This is a genomic window from Xenophilus sp. (assembly GCF_044462705.1).
GTDB classification, from domain to species: Bacteria; Pseudomonadota; Gammaproteobacteria; order Burkholderiales; family Burkholderiaceae_C; genus Xenophilus; species Xenophilus azovorans.
Genome location: NZ_JBIQNC010000005.1, coordinates 1 through 14,308 on the forward strand (window position 1 = coordinate 1; position 14,308 = coordinate 14,308).

Below are 14,308 nucleotides of genomic sequence, written 5' to 3' on the forward strand. Positions count from 1 at the left end.
TCCCACGCGAGCCGGCTCTCGCCGCTGGGCGACTGCAGGCGCAGGCCGGTGTCGAGCAGTTCGATCTCCATGGGCTGCCGGATGGCCGGATAGCGGCGGTAGTGGCGCCGCCACACCAGCGGGCCGATCACGAAGCGCGTCAGCAGCATCATCGCGGCCAGGCCGATCAGCCCGCCCAGGCCGGCCTCGCGCCAGGGCGAGCGCATGAACAGCAGGGCAAGGACGCACAGCAGGGCCAATGCCGCGATGAAGGCCCACTGCCAGCCGCGCGGGCGGGCGTGCAGTTGCATGGCGGCCAGGTAGTCGTCTTCGGTGATCAGGAAGCTGTGGGACATGCGGCGGGAGGAGGGGGCTGGTTCAGTGGGCCGCCAGCGCCTGCGCGCCGGGCTGCAGCCGGGTGCGCAGCAGCATACCGCTCAGCAGCGCGGCGACGGCCGTGAACACTGCGCCGACGAGGAAGGCCCACTGGTAGCCGCCGTTGAGCGCCTGCACCGGATCGGCGCCCGCCGCGCCCAGCGCCGCCGTGCGCGCCGAGGCCAGGCTCGCCAGCACCGCGAGCCCCAGCGCGCCGCCCAGCATGAACGAGGTGTTGACCACGCCCGAGGCCAGCCCCGCATCGGACGGTGCCACGTCGCTCATCGCCGCCAGCAGCATCGGGTTGAAGGCGATGCCCGCGCCGACGCCCAGCAGCAGCATGCCGGGCAGCACGTCCAGCACGAAGCTGCCGCCGGCCGGCGCGCGCGCGAACAGCGCCAGGCCCGCCACGGCCAGCGCCAGCCCGGCCGCCAGCGGCCGGCGGACGCCGAAGCGCATCACCAGCCTGGCCGAGACCCCCAGCGACAGCGCCGCCATGATGATGTTGGCCGGCAGGAAGCCCAGGCCCACCTGCATCGGCGTGTAGCCCAGCACGAGCTGCATGTACAGCGCCGAGAGGAAGAACCAGGCGAACATGCCGGCGGACCACAGCACGCCCGTGACGTTGGACACCGCCACGTTGCGCAGCCTGAACAGCGCGAGCGGCACCAGCGGATGCGCCACGCGCGATTCGATGGCGATGAAGAGAAGCATCAGCACCGCCGCCGCACCCAGCAGCGCGAGCGTGCGCGGCGAGGTCCAGCCGGCCTCGTTGCCGCCCACCACGGCGTACACCGCCAGCATCAGCGACAGGGTGACGGTGACGGCACCCGCCACGTCCAGCCGCGCGTCGGCCGCGGCCGCGCGCGAGGCCGGCAGCAGTGCCGCGCCGAAGGCGTACACCGCCAGGCCGATCGGCAGGTTGACCAGGAAGACCCAGTGCCAGCTCAGCTGGCTGGTGAGCAGGCCGCCCAGCAGCACGCCCACGCTGCCGCCGCCGGCGCAGACGAAGCCGTACACGCCCATCGCCCTGGCGCGCTCGCCCGGCTCGGTGAAGAGGTTCATGATCAGCGAGAGCGCGACCGCCGAGACCACCGCGCCGCCCAGGCCCTGCACGGCGCGCGCGGCCACCAGCACCGCCTGTGAGGCCGCCACGCCGCAGGCCAGCGAGGCCGCGGTGAACAGCACCAGCCCGGCGAGGAACAGGCGCCGGTGCCCGTACAGGTCGCCCAGCCGCCCGCCCAGCAGCAGGAAGCCGCCGAAGGTCAGCATGTAGGCGTTGACCACCCACACCAGCGCTGTCTCGGAAAAGCCCAGGTCGGTGCGGATGGAGGGCAGGGCGACGTTCACGATCGTCGTGTCGAGCACGATCATCAGCTCGCCCAGGCACAGCACGACCAGCGCCAGCCAGCGGCGGCGCGCGTCGGTGGCGGCGGCCGTCATGCCGGCGGGTTGCCCGTGTCGGTGATCACCATCCAGTTCATGCCGAACCGGTCGGCCACCATGCCGAAGGCCGAGGAGAAGAAGGTCTTGACCAGCGGCTGCTGCACCTGGCCGCCGTCGGCCAGCGCGTCGAAGGCGCGCTTCGTCTCGGCATCGGTCGGATACGAGAGCGACAGCGCCATGCCCTTGAACTCGGCCTTGCCGGAGTTCATGCCGTCGGAGGCCATGATGCGCTGGCCGCCCACGAGGAAGCTGGCGTGCATCACCTTGTCCATGTCGGCGGGCGCCGGGGCGCAGCCGCCGGCGTCGGTGTTCGCGCCCTCCGGGTCGGGTGGCGCGTCCTTGAAGCGCATCAGCATCTCGACCTGCGCGCCGAGGGCCTTCTTGTAGAACTCGATGGCCTCTTCCGTGCGGCCTTCGAAGAAGAGATAGGGCTGGATCTGCATAGGTGCTCCTGGGTTGGAAAAGGGGGAAGAGGGAGGCGGCAGCGGCACTGCGCGATCGCATGTTGTGTACGCCGTCCACAAACAATAGCAGGATCGCTGGACGCTGTCCACATTGGAATCCTTCCGGCCGGCCGTGTCCAATGGGCGCATGAGCTCGACCCGCAGAACCTCCCCGCGCCCGCCGGCGCGTGCCTCCTCGTCTTCCCTGGCCTCCCGGCCGCAGCTTGCGGCCGCCTCGCCGGCGGATGCGACGGCCTCCGCCGCCAAGGCGCTGGTGCTGCAGGGTGGCGGCGCGCTCGGCGCCTACCAGGCGGGGGTGTACGAGGCGCTGTTCGAGCAGCACAAGGACCTGGACTGGGTCGCCGGCGTCTCCATCGGTGCCATCAACGCCGCGCTGATCGCCGGCAACCCGCCGGCGCGGCGCGTCGAGCGGCTGCGCGAGTTCTGGCGCCTTGTGTCTTCCGGGGCCGGCCAGATGCTGCCGGGCTGGGCCGGCGAGCGCACCTGGCTGAACCAGTTCAGCGCCGCCTCGGCGATGGTGGCCGGCATCCCCGGCTTCTTCGAGCCGCGCATGACGCCGGCCCTGTTCCTGGGCCCGGCGGCGCCGGTGCTCAGCTACTACGACACCGCGCCGCTGAAGGCCACGCTGGAGCGGCTGGTGGACTTCGACCGCATCAACCATCAGCGCGGCATGCGCTTCTCGGTCGGCGCGGTGAACGTGCGCACCGGCAACTCGGTGTACTTCGACAACGGCAGCGTGGCGATCCGGCCCGAGCACATCATGGCCAGCGGCGCGCTGCCGCCGGGCTTTCCGCCGGTGCACATCGACGGCGAGGACTACTGGGACGGCGGCCTCGTCTCCAACACGCCGCTGCAGTACGTGCTGGACGAGCACCTGCGCACGCGGCGCCTGCTGGTGCTGCAGGTGGACCTGTTCAGCGCCCGCGGCACCCTGCCGCGCACGCTGGGCGACGTGGCGATGCGGCAGAAGGACATCCAGTACTCCAGCCGCACCCGCATGAACACCGACGCGCTGGCGGCCAACGTGAACCTTCAGCAGGCGCTGGCCGCGCTGCTGGACCGCCTGCCGCCGCACCTGCGCGACGAACCCGAGGTCGCCGCCCTGTGCGGGCACCTGCGCAGCGAGCCGATCGACATCGTGCACCTGATCTATCGCCACAAGCCCTACGAGCTGGAGTCCAAGGACTACGAGTTCTCCCGCATCACGGTGGAGGACCACTGGCAGGCCGGCATGCACGACATGTGCCGCACGCTGGACCATCCCGAATGGCTGCGGCCCCACGCGCAGGCCGGCGGCGTGACCACCTACGACCTGGCCGAGCCGGGCGCGGCGCGGGTGCGCCACCCCGGCACGCCGGGCTGAAGCTGCTTCGGGTGGACGATGCGGGGCGCGGCGGTGATAAGGTTGCGGCCATGAGCGCCCAACCGTCCTCCCTCCGTTCGTCGTTCGTGTCGCCTGCCGCCCGCCGCGGCGCGGGCCTTGCCGCCCTGGCGGCGATGGTGCTGGCCGGCTGTACCTCGGTCTCGCTGGACGAGCCGCCCTCCGCGCGGCAGCCCTACCCGCCGTCTCCGCAGGCGCCGTACCCGGCGCCGCCGCCGGTGCAGACCATCCCGGCCGTGCCGCCGCCGGTGCAGGCCACGCCGGTGCCGCCGCCCCCGCCGGTGACGACGGCGCCCGCGCCGGTGCGCGAGCCGCAGCTGGCCGCCTTCAGCACCCGCCTGGACGGTCGCAACGAGGTGCCGCCGGTCTACAGCATGGGCACCGGCACGGTTGACGCCGTGCTGGACCGCGACACCGGCCTGTTCCGCTTCCGCATCGGCTATTCCAATCTCAGCGGGCCGATCACCGCGGCGCACTTCCACGGTCCGGCGGACGTGGGCGCCAACGCGGCGCCGGTGATCACGCTCAACCCCCCGTTCCCCAACCCCTACGAAGGCCGCATCCAGCTCACGCCCGTGCAGGCCGGCGACCTGCTGGCGGGGCGCTGGTACCTGAACCTGCACACGGCGCAGAACCCGGGCGGGGAACTGCGCGGCCAGCTCATCGAGCGCCGCTAGGCGCGCCGGCGGCGCACGCCGCTTCCAGCTGCGCATGGAAGCGCGGCGCGGCGAACTCGAAGCGGCCGAAGCGCAGCGCCTCGTTGGCGCCGCTGGCCAGGCCGGCCTGGATCGATTCCGCGAGCGCGTAGTCCTCGGCCAGCGTGCGCCGGTACAGCGCGACATTGCGCTCCCAGTGGCGCAGCGCCTTGTCGCCGGCCGGCGCCTCGGGCAGCAGCGTCAGCTCGTGCACCGCGGTGCGGTCGGGTGCGAGCGGCTCCCAGTGGCTCAATTAGGCATGGCCGCCCTGCACCAGGATCGCCGTGCCGGGAAAGAAGAAGTAGATGAGGTTGCCGTGCTCGCGCGGCCGGAAGTCCGCCGGCGCCGGCGCGGTGCGTGTGTCCAGGCCGGCCTTGACCAGGTACAGGCGCCGGTTCGGGCCGAACTCGTCGATCACCTGCTGGTTGTCCGCGAACATCGAGGCGATGGTGTCGCGGTGCGCGGTCTTGAAGTGGTAGGCCTCGAAGGCGCCGTCGACCAGCAGCTTCCAGTTGCAGCGCAGTTCGAGCCGCCGCGGCGCGAAGGGCACGTGCGTGCCGAAGCCCATCGCGTCCAGTTCGGCGGCCAGCGGGCCGAACTGCGCGTGCAGGTCGTGGCCGGCGCAGTCCGGGTCGGGCAGCACCCACACGACGCCGGCCGCCTCGGCCACGGCCAGCGGGCGCAGGCCGGCGGCGCTCATGTCCAGGCCGGGAAAGCCGTCGCGCTGCGGCAGGCCGCGCAGCGTGCCGTCGCTGCCGTAGGTCCAGGCGTGATAGGGGCAGGCGAAGCGCCTCGCGCCGCGGCCCTGGCCGTCCGGCACGACCTGCGCGCCGCGGTGGCGGCACACGTTCAGGAAGGCGCGCAGCACGCCGTCGTCGCTGCGCACCGCGAGCAGGGGGACGCCCAGGCGGTGCGCCGCCACGTGGTCGCCGGCCTGCGCCAGGTCCGCGGTTGCGGCGATCGGCACCGGATGGCGGCGCAGCGTCTTCATCTCGCGGGCGAAGCGGTCCGCGTCCAGGTAGTGGCGCACGGGGATCTCGGCGTCGTGTGCGGCCATCTCGGGCTGGCCGGCGGCGAGCGAGCGCAATGCGCGCGCCAGGATGGCGGAGGCGGTCGCCGCGTCCATCGTCAGGGCCTGCGGCGGCCGGCAGGGGAAGGGCAGTGCATCGGCCGACCTTAGGCGCCGGCGTGCACGGCGGGCAAGCCGGGAAGACACCGAGCCCCGCCGCTACAGCCGCAGCGACCAGGTCTCGCCGACCAGCTTCTGCCCGTAGCCCTCGTAGGGCTCCGACTTGTCGAGCACGAAGCCGCGCCGCGCGTAGATCGCCCGTGCGGCGGTGAGGTTGCTGTTGGTCCACAGCACCATCCGGCGGTAGCCCTTGCCGCGGGCGAAGGCGATGGCCTCGTCCGTCAGCCGCGCGCCCAGGCCCAGGCCGCGCGCCTCGGGCGAGAGGATCAGCATGCGCAGCTGCGCCACCGTGGCGGACTTGCGCACCACGAAGATCGCGCCCACCCGCCGGCCGTCCAGCTCGGCGATCCAGCACTTCTCCCACTGCGGCTGGAACTTGCGCACGAACTGCGCGGCGATGTCGGCCACCAGCGCCTCGAATTCCGTGTTCCAGCCGTACTCGCGCCAGTACAGCTCGCCGTGCAACTGCACGACCCAGCCGATGTCGCCCGGCACCGGGTCGCGCAGGACCACGGTGCGCGTCGGGATGGGGGCGGGCGCGCCCTCGGCGCCGAGCAGCGATTCGATGCGCTCCATCGACGCCACCAGTTCCTGGCGCTGGCCGGGGGCCAGGCCGGCCAGCAGCGCGGCCGCCGCGTCGCGGGACTTCTGCTGCAGCGGCGCGAAGGCGGCGTGGCCGGCTTCCGTCAGCGCCAGCAGGCTCTGCCGCGCGTCCTTCGGACTGGGCGTGCGCAGCAGCCAGCCGGCCGCCTCGAAGCGCTTGAGGACGCGGCTGAGGTAGCCGCCGTCCAGCCCCAGCTCGCGCTGCAGCACGGTCGCCGTCAGGCCCTCGCGGTGGGCCAGCTCGTACAGCACCCGCACGTCGGTCAGCGAGAGATCGCTGGCCAGGTACGGGTCCAGCACGCCGATGCGGCGGGTGAAGAAGCGGTTGAAGCGGCGCAGCGCCTTGACTTGCGTGGCATCGATTTCGCTTGCCATAGTCATCTAAATAAATTGACAAAAGCAAGTATATAGCTGTGCCGGCCCGTGTGGGGAATGCCCCGCGCGGGCGACAGGAAGGCGCCGGACTTCTACAATCGCCCGTTGCCTGCGCCGGACGCCGGGCTGCCCCACACGCCCCGCATGAACGCCCCCGTCGACGTCTCCTTCTTCGCGCGCGCCGCCAAGCCGATCACCAGCTACCGCAGGTACTGGGCGCATCGCTTCGGTACGGCGAAGTTCCTGCCGACCTCGCGCGAGGAGATGGCGCAGCTCGGCTGGGACAGCTGCGACATCGTCATCATCAGCGGCGACGCCTACGTCGACCACCCCAGCTTCGGCATGGCCGTGATCGGCCGCGTGCTGGAGGCGCAGGGCTTTCGCGTGGGCATCATCGCGCAGCCCGACTGGACCAGCGCCGAGCCCTTCAAGGCGCTGGGCCGGCCCAACCTGTTCTGGGGCGTGACGGCCGGCAACATGGATTCGATGATCAACCGGTACACCGCCGACCGGAAGATCCGCAGCGACGACGCCTACACGCCCGGCGACGCCGGCGGCGCCCGGCCCGACCGCGCCGCCATCGTCTACAGCCAGCGCTGCCGCGAGGCCTTTCCCGAGGTGCCCATCGTGCTCGGCGGCATCGAGGGCAGCCTGCGCCGCATCGCCCACTACGACTACTGGAGCGACAAGGTGCGCCGCTCCATCGTGCTCGACAGCAAGTGCGACCTGCTGCTGTACGGCAACGCCGAGCGCGCCATCGTCGAGGTGGCGCACCGCATCGCCGCCAGGGAGCCGGTGCACCGCATCACCGACGTGCGCGGCACCGCCTTCGTGCGCCGCCAGGGCGACGAGTCGGCCCGAGGCTGGTTCGAGATCGACTCCACCGAGGTGGACCAGCCCGGCCGCGTGGACGCGCACGTCAACCCCTACCTGATGGTGTCGGAGCAGGCGAAGGCGCAGGGCCAGAGCTGCGCGCGCGAGGACGAGGCGCAGGCTGCCGCCGACGCGGCCAATGCCCGACATACCGTTCAGGCTGAGCCTGTCGAAGCCCGGAGCGGCGCTTCGACAGGCTCAGCGAGAACGGGTGTGGGTGAGCAACCCATCCATTTCGTCGCCAATCCGGCAGTTCGCCTCAAGGCCCCGCCGCGCGACCGCACCGTGATCCGCCTGCCCAGCTACGAGCAGGTGAGAGCCGACCCGGTGCTCTACGCCCACGCCAACCGTGTGCTGCACCTGGAGACCAACCCCGGCAACGCCCGCGCGCTGGTACAGGCGCACGGCGAAGGCGCCACGGCGCGCGACGTGTGGATCAACCCGCCGCCGATCCCGCTCACCACCGCCGAGATGGACCACGTGTTCGACCTGCCGTATGCGCGCAGCCCGCATCCGCGCTATGCCGACGAGCACGGCCGCCACGACGGCGCGACGAAGATCCCTGCCTGGGAGATGATCCGCTTCAGCGTGAACATCATGCGCGGCTGCTTCGGCGGCTGCACCTTCTGCTCCATCACCGAGCACGAAGGCCGCATCATCCAGAGCCGCAGCGAGGACTCGATCATCCGCGAGGTCGAGGAGATCCGCGACAAGGTCGAAGGCTTCACCGGCATCGTCTCCGACCTGGGCGGCCCGACGGCCAACATGTACCGCCTGGGCTGCAAGTCGCCCGAGATCGAGGCCGCCTGCCGCAAGCCTAGCTGCGTGTACCCCGGCATCTGCCAGAACCTGCACACCGACCACGGTCCGCTCATCAGGATCTACCGCCGCGCGCGGGGCCTGAAGGGCATCAAGAAGATCCTCATCGGCTCGGGCCTGCGCTACGACCTGGCGGTGAAGTCGCCCGAGTACGTGAAGGAGCTGGTGCAGCACCACGTGGGCGGCTACCTCAAGATCGCGCCGGAGCACACCGAGCAGGGTCCGCTGTCGAAGATGATGAAGCCGGGCATCGGCAGCTACGACCGCTTCAAGCGCATGTTCGAGCAGGCGAGCGCCGAGGTGGGCAAGAAGCAGTACCTGATCCCGTACTTCATCGCCGCGCACCCGGGCACGCGCGACGAGGACATGATGAACCTGGCGGTCTGGCTCAAGCGCAACGGCTTCCGCGCCGACCAGGTGCAGACCTTCTACCCGAGCCCGATGGCCACCGCCACGGCGATGTACCACTCCGGCCGCAACACGCTGACCAAGGTGCGGCGCGAGATGCGCGACGTGGAGGAGGAGTCGGTGGACGTGGTGCGCGGCGAGAAGCGCCGCCGCCTGCACAAGGCCTTCCTGCGCTATCACGACCCGAACAACTGGCCGCTGCTGCGCGAGGCGCTGAAAAGCATGGGCCGGGCCGACCTGATCGGCAACGGCAAGCAGCACCTGATCCCGAGCTTCCAGCCGGCCACGGACGGCGGCTACCAGAGCGCGCGCCGCAAGAACTCCACGCCGGCGCCGCGCAAGGGCACGCTGCTCACGCAGCACACCGGCCTGCCGCCGCGGCAGACGGGCGGGCAGGGCAAGCCGCGCAGGAAGCCCTGAGGCCGACCGCCGGCATGGCCGGCGGCGCCCGAAGGCGCGGCGGCAGTGCCTATTCGATCTTCAGCGCTGCGGTGGGCAGGCTCACGCGGATCGTGCGCCTTTCCTCCTGCTCGGGCGCGGCCGCCTCTTCCGGCGCGCGGATCAGCAGCACCGGCACGGTGGCGGCGCGCACGATGGTCTCGGCGCTGCTGCCCAGCAGCATGCGGCCCACGCCGCGGCGGCCGTGGGTGCCGATCACCAGCAGCTCGGCCGGCCAGGCCTGCGCCTCGTGCAGCACGACGTCGGTGACGGGGGCGCCGATGTTGTCGTGCAGCGCGGTGTCGCAGGCGACGCCGGCCGCCTTGGCGGTGGCGGCGGCCTCGTCCAGCACCTTCTGGCCGGCGTCGCGCAACTGCTCGGTCCAGCCCTCGATGGGGCCGGCGTAGCCGCCCATGCCGGCCGCCAGCGACAGCTCGTCGACGACGTGGATCAGGCGCAGCTGCCCGCCGGTGAGCTTCGCCAGGCGGACCGCTTCGTCCAGGCCCTTGCGCGAGGTGGCGCTGCCGTCGATGGGGACCAGGATGCGTTGGTACATGGAAGGCTCCTTGTGGTGGTTCGATGCTGCCGAGTGTGGGCCGATTGCACGCTGGTGGTTTGATGTGGCTCAAAAACCCGTGTCGCGGTCATTGCGGCGCCGGCTCGGGCGGGAGCGTGTGCAGCGGGATGTCGCGCTCCGTCGCGAGCGCGTCGAGTTCGGCCCGCGTGCGGCCGGCGATCCACGCGGCCACGCCGCGGTGCGCGGCGGGCGCGACCAGGTCGGCCGTGTCCAGGCCGGCCGCCTCGGCCAGGCGCCGGGCGAAGTGCGGCTCTAGCGCGGCCACCGCCACGCGGCCGTCGGCGCAGGGGTAGACGCGGTAGCCGGCATGCGCGCCGCCCACGGCGCCGTCGGGCGTGGTCAGGCCCCAGGTGCGCGGCAGCGCCAGCCACTCGGCCGCGCCGTGCAGGGCCACCTCGACGCACGTGCCGGCGCCGTGGGTGCGCAGGTGCAGCACGGCCTGCAGCACCGCCTCGGCGGCCATCAGGGCGCCGGCCATGTCGGCGAACAGCGTGGGCGGCAGCGTGGTGCCCGCCACCAGCCCGGCGTCGGCCAGGTAGGTGAGGTCGTGGCCGGGCTCCTCGGCGCGCGCGCCGGCCGCGCCGACGATGGCGACCTGCGCCAGCCGCGGGTGGCGTTCGTGCAGGACCTCCCAGTCCAGGCCCAGCTTGCGCAGCGCGGAGGGGCGGAAGGAGGTGAGCAGCACGTCGGTGCGGGTCAGTTCCTCGTGCAGGGCGGCCTGCGCGGGCGCGGTCTTGAGGTCGGCCTCGCGCACCTCGATGCCCTGGTGCAGGTCGGCGTAGGCGCGGGGCTGGTACAGGCGCATCGGGTCGCCCGAGGGCGGCTCCAGCTTGAGGCAGTGCGCGCCCATGGCGCGGCAGCGCAGCAGGGCGGCGGGGCCCGGGAGGTTGAGCGCGAGGCTGAGCACGCGCACGCCGGCCAGCGGGGCGAGGGAGGGGGAGGGGGTCGATGTCACCGGCAGCACTTTCTCAATCCACGATGTCGGCGCCGCGCTCGGCCAGCAGCTCGCGCAGGACGGAGCGGTGGCAGTGCGCCTCGTTCTCGCAGTAGCAGCCCACCGACAGCGCGCTGCGGTGCGACAGGGCCGCCAGCAGGTCCAGGCTGTGGCTGGCGTGCGCTTCGTTCATCTCGCTGCGGTAGCGGCGCTGGAAGGCCTTCCACTCGGCGGGCGTCTGCGCGGCCTGCGCCTGCTTCACCGTCTCGGCGGAGGGCGCCAGCTCGGGAAACCACACGTCGTACCAGTCGCCGCTGGCGAACTCGCTCTTGGGCACCCCGCGCGGCGGGCGCCGCACGGTGCCGACGCGCAGCCCTTCGCCTTCGGCGCGCGGGCTGCCCAGGCGCACGATGCGCAGGCTCATGTCTCGGTCTCCTCGGGTCTCAGTCGTGAAAGCGCAGCCATTCGTCCAGCGGGGCGCGCTCGCTGCGCAGCCGGTTGACGGGGTGCTCCGGGTCGCGCCGGCCGATGGCCATGCCGCAGAAGATCATGCGCTCGTCGGGCCAGCCGAGGAAGCGGCCGACCGTCTGCGGGTAGAAGGCCCAGCATTCCTGCGCGCAGCTGTCCAGGCCGCGTTCGCGCAGCAGCAGCATCACGGTCTGCAGGAACATGCCCAGGTCGGACCACTGCGGCGGCCCCATGCGCCGGTCGACCGAGCACATGAGCGCCAGCGGCGCGCCGAAGAAGGCGAAGTTGTTGGCGAACCAGCGCCGGCGGGCGGGCTTGTCCTCGCGCGGGATGCCCAAGAGCGCGTACATGTCCTCGCCGACGCCGAAGCGCCGCTCGCGCCAGGGCGAGGGCAGGTGCGGCGGGTACACGTCGTAGGCCGGCGCCTCGGGCTCGGCATCGGGGGCCAGGCGTGCCTGCATGAGCGCCTTGAAGCGCGCCAGCGTGCCGCCGGCCAGCACGTCGACGTGCCAGGGCTGGAGGTTGCCGCCGCTGGGGGCGCGGGCGGCGTCCTCCAGCACCTGGCGGATGATGTCGGGCGGAACCGGGTCGGGCAGGAAGGCGCGTACCGACAGGCGGCTTTGCACGGCCTCGCGGACGGTGGATGCGGCGGCGGTCATGGCCTGCCACTGTAGCGGCGGCCGGCGGGCGGGGCCGTGCCCGTGCAGGCGCCGCCAAAGCCCACCGGCCCCGCTCGGGTGTGGGTTGTCCCGCTCCCTCTTTCTTGACCGATTGGATAAATTTCGATCTTCCCCATCCCCACACACCCGATCCCATGAAACTGCGCACACGCTACTGGTCCGACCTGACGAGCGAGGAGTTCTCGCGGCTCGATCGGGAGCGCCTCATCGCCGTGCTGCCGGTGGGAGCCACCGAGCAGCACGGGCCGCACCTGCCCATGTCCACCGACACGGCCACCATCGACGCGATGGTGCGGGCCTGCCTGCCCTATCTCCCCGGCGAGCTGCCCGTGCTCTTCCTGCCCACCGTGCCCTACGGCAAGAGCAACGAGCACTCGCGCTATCCGGGCACGCTGACGGTCTCGGCCAGCACGCTGATCGCGCTGTGGATGGAGATCGGCGCCTGCGTGGCCCGCGCCGGCGTGCGCAAGCTGGTGCTCTACAACAGCCACGGCGGCCAGATGGCGCCGATGGACATCGTCGCGCGCGACCTGCGCGAGGCGCACGGCATGATGGTGGTGGCGGCCAACTGGTACACGCTGGGCCTGCCGCAGGGCATGTTCACCGAGGAGGAGGGCCGCCACGGCATCCACGCGGGCGATCTCGAGTCCTCGATCATGATGCACGTCACCCCCGACGACGTGCGGCACGACCAATTGCGCAATTTCCACTCGATGACGCAGGACCTCGCGGCGGAGAACCGCTTCCTCTCGATCACGCCCAGCGGCAAGCTCGGCTGGCAGATGCACGACATCAACCCCTGGGGCGCGGCCGGCGATGCCTCGCGCGCCACGGCGGAGAAGGGCGCGGCGGTGCTCGACCACGTGGGGCGGCGCTTCGTGCAACTGCTGCAGGAGGTCGACCGCTTTCCGCTCGCGCGGCTGGGCAACGAGCCCGCGTGGCGCTGAACCCGCACGTGGAACTGAGCGCCCTGCACATCCCCCGCGCGCTGCGCGCCTTCGACGCGGGCGGGGCCGAGGTCTTCGACGTGGCGCTGCACGACGGCCGCATCGCCGCGATCCGCCCCAGCACGCAGCCCGCGCGCGGCCTGCTCCTGAGCGCACCCGTCGAGGCGCATGCGCACATCGACAAGAACTACACCGTGGAGGAAACCGGCGGCGCGCAGGGCGACCTGTTCAGCGCCATCCGGCGCATGGAGGCGCATCGCGCAAGCTGGAGCGGCGCCACCCTGCGGCCGCGCATGGAGCGCGCGCTGCAGGAGGCGTGGGCCTTCGGCACCCGCGCGCTGCGCACCCACCTGGACTGGGGCGGCGCCGCGCCGCCGGCCTCGCTGGCCGTGCTGGAGGCGCTGCGCGAGGCCTGGCGCGGGCGCATCGAGCTGCAGTTCGTCGCGCTCACGCCGCTGGACGTGTATGCCGACGAGGCGGCCGGCGCGCAGATCGCGCGCGAGGTGCGGCGCGCCGGGGGCGTGCTCGGCGCCTTCGTCTACCGCAACGCCGACCTGGCAGCCAGGCTGCGGCGCGTGTTCGCACTGGCGGCGCAGCACGGGCTGGCGCTCGACTTCCACGTCGACGAGGGCCTCGATCGCGACGCGCAGGGCCTCGCCCTGATCGCGCAGATGACGCTGGAGCACGGCATGCAGGGCCGCGTGGTCTGCGGCCATGCCTGCTCGCTGTCGGTCCAGCCCGACCACGAGGTCGAGGCCACGCTGGCGCTGTGCGCCCGCGCCGGCCTGCACCTGGTGGCGCTGCCCAGCACCAACCTCTACCTCCAGGGCGCCTGGGAGCGCACGCCCGTGCCGCGCGGCATCACCCGGCTGCGCGAGGCGCGCGCGGCCGGCGTCGGCACGAGCCTGGCCACCGACAACGTGCAGGACGCCTTCTACCCCTTCGGCGGCTATGACCTGCTCGACGCCTTCGGCCTGGGCGTACAGGCCGCGCACCTGGCGCCCGCGCTGGACTGGATCGACACCATCACCGTGAACCCCGCGCGCGCCCTGGGCCTGGCCTGGGACGGCCGCCTGCACGAAGGCTGCCCCGCCGACCTGCTGTGGCTGGATGCGCGCAACGAGTACGAACTCATCGGCCCGCACGGCCGCGCCCGGCGGGTGATCCGCGCCGGGCGCCCTCTGGAGATGCCCGCATGAACACCGGAACCCCCATGGCCAGGTACGCCGCCGCGAAGCGCGTGGGCGACTTCGTCTTCATGAGCGGTGTGGTCGCCACCCACCCGGCCACGCGCCGCGCCGTCACGCACTACGACGAGTTGCCCGGGCACGCGCGCACGGCCCTGCAGGGCCTGGGCTACGTCACGGGCCAGATGTCGGTGGACGTGTTCGAGGCGGCCATCGTGGCGCAAAGCTGGTGCGTGCTGGAGCGCATCCGCCAGCTCGCGGCGGAGCACGGCGGGACCATGGACGACGTGGTGAAGCTGGTGCAGTACTTCCGCCACCTGCGCGACTACGCGCCCTACAACCGCGTGCGCGGCCTCTTCTATCCGGGCGAGCCGCCGGTCAGCACGGTGGTCGAGGTGTCGCGCTTCCTGCCGGGCGACGAGGTGCTGGTCGAGGTCGAGGCGACCATGTACCTGCCGCGGCGCTGAGGC

General features: G+C 72.3%; 14 protein-coding genes and 1 pseudogene. 6 read left to right on the forward strand and 9 right to left on the reverse strand.

The genetic code is table 11. The features are described from left to right. The 3 genes from ACIY1X_RS01940 to ACIY1X_RS01950 all read right to left on the reverse strand — a co-directional run. A partial coding sequence (locus ACIY1X_RS01940) for a YcxB family protein (RefSeq protein ID WP_399677588.1) occupies positions 1–335 on the reverse strand: 335 nt, incomplete at its 3' end. 22 nt (positions 336–357) lie between these two features. Next, on the reverse strand, positions 358–1,797 hold the full coding sequence (locus ACIY1X_RS01945) for a DHA2 family efflux MFS transporter permease subunit (protein ID WP_399677590.1): 1,440 nt from the start codon (positions 1,795–1,797) through the stop codon (positions 358–360). Beyond that, entirely contained in the window at positions 1,794–2,243 is a 450-nt protein-coding gene (locus ACIY1X_RS01950) for a VOC family protein (protein ID WP_399677592.1), read from the reverse strand. Before ACIY1X_RS01950 ends, ACIY1X_RS01945 begins: the two co-directional genes overlap by 4 nt. A 148-nt stretch (positions 2,244–2,391) precedes the next feature. Here ACIY1X_RS01950 and ACIY1X_RS01955 point away from each other — a divergent pair, with 148 nt between their 5' ends. Both ACIY1X_RS01955 and ACIY1X_RS01960 read left to right on the forward strand, forming a co-directional pair. Then, entirely contained in the window at positions 2,392–3,627 is a 1,236-nt protein-coding gene (locus ACIY1X_RS01955) for a DUF3734 domain-containing protein (RefSeq protein WP_399677594.1), read from the forward strand. Positions 3,628–3,677: 50 nt separating this feature from the next. Then, positions 3,678–4,322 (forward strand): CHRD domain-containing protein, encoded by a 645-nt coding sequence (locus ACIY1X_RS01960; RefSeq protein ID WP_399677595.1) that lies wholly within the window; start codon positions 3,678–3,680, stop codon positions 4,320–4,322. On the opposite strand, the pseudogene ACIY1X_RS01965 reads toward ACIY1X_RS01960, so the two are convergent. Then, a pseudogene (locus ACIY1X_RS01965) lies at positions 4,306–5,466 on the reverse strand (aromatic ring-hydroxylating dioxygenase subunit alpha). The gene ACIY1X_RS01960 and the pseudogene ACIY1X_RS01965 overlap by 17 nt on opposite strands. Positions 5,467–5,568: 102 nt before the next feature. Then, entirely contained in the window at positions 5,569–6,513 is a 945-nt protein-coding gene (locus ACIY1X_RS01970; RefSeq protein ID WP_399677597.1) for a GNAT family N-acetyltransferase, read from the reverse strand. 138 nt (positions 6,514–6,651) lie between these two features. Here ACIY1X_RS01970 and ACIY1X_RS01975 point away from each other — a divergent pair, with 138 nt between their 5' ends. After that, positions 6,652–9,027 carry a YgiQ family radical SAM protein gene (locus ACIY1X_RS01975; RefSeq protein ID WP_399677599.1) on the forward strand — a complete coding sequence of 792 codons (2,376 nt, stop codon included), beginning with the start codon at positions 6,652–6,654 and terminating at the stop codon, positions 9,025–9,027. A 49-nt stretch (positions 9,028–9,076) separates the two neighbouring features. On the opposite strand, the gene ACIY1X_RS01980 is transcribed toward ACIY1X_RS01975, so the two are convergent. From ACIY1X_RS01980 to ACIY1X_RS01995, 4 genes are all read right to left on the reverse strand, one after another. Then, positions 9,077–9,601, reverse strand: coding sequence for a universal stress protein (locus ACIY1X_RS01980; protein ID WP_038210447.1), 525 nt, complete (start codon positions 9,599–9,601; stop codon positions 9,077–9,079). Between the two features lie 88 nt (positions 9,602–9,689). Then, positions 9,690–10,583 (reverse strand): CoA transferase, encoded by an 894-nt coding sequence (locus tag ACIY1X_RS01985; RefSeq protein ID WP_399677687.1) that lies wholly within the window; start codon positions 10,581–10,583, stop codon positions 9,690–9,692. Positions 10,584–10,590: 7 nt separating this feature from the next. Further along, positions 10,591–10,980 (reverse strand): DUF488 domain-containing protein, encoded by a 390-nt coding sequence (locus tag ACIY1X_RS01990; RefSeq protein ID WP_399677601.1) that lies wholly within the window; start codon positions 10,978–10,980, stop codon positions 10,591–10,593. A gap of 19 nt (positions 10,981–10,999) precedes the next feature. Further along, positions 11,000–11,683 carry a nitroreductase gene (locus ACIY1X_RS01995; RefSeq protein WP_399677603.1) on the reverse strand — a complete coding sequence of 228 codons (684 nt, stop codon included), beginning with the start codon at positions 11,681–11,683 and terminating at the stop codon, positions 11,000–11,002. A gap of 155 nt (positions 11,684–11,838) precedes the next feature. On the opposite strand from ACIY1X_RS01995, the gene ACIY1X_RS02000 reads away from it, so the two are divergent. From ACIY1X_RS02000 to ACIY1X_RS02010, 3 genes are read left to right on the forward strand one after another with little or no spacing between them, the layout of a single operon-like run. After that, on the forward strand, positions 11,839–12,651 hold the full coding sequence (locus tag ACIY1X_RS02000) for a creatininase family protein (RefSeq protein WP_399677605.1): 813 nt from the start codon (positions 11,839–11,841) through the stop codon (positions 12,649–12,651). Continuing rightward, positions 12,642–13,850 carry an amidohydrolase family protein gene (locus tag ACIY1X_RS02005; RefSeq protein ID WP_399677607.1) on the forward strand — a complete coding sequence of 403 codons (1,209 nt, stop codon included), beginning with the start codon at positions 12,642–12,644 and terminating at the stop codon, positions 13,848–13,850. Before ACIY1X_RS02000 ends, ACIY1X_RS02005 begins: the two co-directional genes overlap by 10 nt. Continuing rightward, positions 13,847–14,305 (forward strand): RidA family protein, encoded by a 459-nt coding sequence (locus ACIY1X_RS02010; RefSeq protein ID WP_399677609.1) that lies wholly within the window; start codon positions 13,847–13,849, stop codon positions 14,303–14,305. Before ACIY1X_RS02005 ends, ACIY1X_RS02010 begins: the two co-directional genes overlap by 4 nt. The last annotated feature ends 3 nt before the right edge of the window (positions 14,306–14,308 follow it).